General features: G+C 64.3%; 1 protein-coding gene. It reads left to right on the top strand.

Translation table 11 applies throughout. The features are described 5' to 3' along the window. Positions 1 to 1,170, top strand: a 1,170-nt coding sequence (gene tuf / locus BAC01S_RS29770; RefSeq protein ID WP_027798019.1) for an elongation factor Tu, incomplete at its 5' end; no start/stop codon positions are given. Position 1,171 lies beyond the last annotated feature (1 nt).

The following is a 1,171-nucleotide window of genomic DNA, read 5'->3' as shown; positions in this document are numbered from 1 at the left end:
CGGACGAAGCCGCACGTGAACGTGGGCACGATCGGTCACGTTGACCACGGCAAGACCACGCTGACGGCAGCGATCACGACGGTTCTGACCGCGAAGTTCGGCGGCGAGGCGAAGGCGTATGACCAGATCGACGCGGCGCCGGAAGAAAAGGCCCGTGGTATCACGATCAACACCGCGCACGTCGAGTACGAAACGGCGAACCGCCACTACGCACACGTCGACTGCCCGGGCCACGCCGACTACGTGAAGAACATGATCACGGGTGCCGCGCAGATGGACGGCGCGATCCTGGTGTGCTCGGCCGCCGACGGCCCGATGCCGCAGACGCGTGAGCACATCCTGCTGGCGCGCCAGGTTGGCGTGCCGTACATCATCGTGTTCCTGAACAAGTGCGACATGGTGGACGACGCCGAGCTGCTCGAGCTCGTCGAGATGGAAGTGCGCGAACTCCTGTCGAAGTACGACTTCCCGGGCGACGACACGCCGATCATCAAGGGTTCGGCGAAGCTGGCGCTGGAAGGCGACAAGGGCGAGCTGGGCGAAGTGGCGATCATGAACCTGGCCGACGCACTGGACACGTACATCCCGACGCCGGAGCGCGCGGTTGACGGCGCGTTCCTGATGCCGGTGGAAGACGTGTTCTCGATCTCGGGCCGCGGCACGGTGGTGACGGGTCGCGTGGAGCGCGGCGTGGTGAAGGTTGGCGAGGAAATCGAGATCGTCGGTATCAAGCCGACGGTGAAGACGACCTGCACGGGCGTGGAAATGTTCCGCAAGCTGCTCGACCAGGGTCAGGCGGGCGACAACGTGGGTATCCTGCTGCGCGGCACGAAGCGTGAAGACGTGGAGCGTGGCCAGGTGCTGGCGAAGCCGGGTTCGATCACGCCGCACACGCACTTCACGGCTGAAGTGTACGTGCTGAGCAAGGACGAAGGCGGTCGCCACACGCCGTTCTTCAACAACTACCGTCCGCAGTTCTACTTCCGTACGACGGACGTGACGGGCTCGATCGAGCTGCCGAAGGACAAGGAAATGGTGATGCCGGGCGACAACGTGTCGATCACGGTGAAGCTGATCGCGCCGATCGCGATGGAAGAGGGTCTGCGCTTCGCCATCCGCGAAGGCGGCCGTACCGTCGGCGCCGGTGTCGTCGCCAAGATCATCGAGTAAA

Source organism: Paraburkholderia acidipaludis NBRC 101816 (genome assembly GCF_000684975.1).
In the GTDB taxonomy this organism is placed as follows: Bacteria; Pseudomonadota; Gammaproteobacteria; order Burkholderiales; family Burkholderiaceae; genus Paraburkholderia; species Paraburkholderia acidipaludis.
The sequence above is the reverse complement of the archived record's forward strand: the minus strand, read 5'-3'. Positions and strand labels throughout refer to the sequence as shown.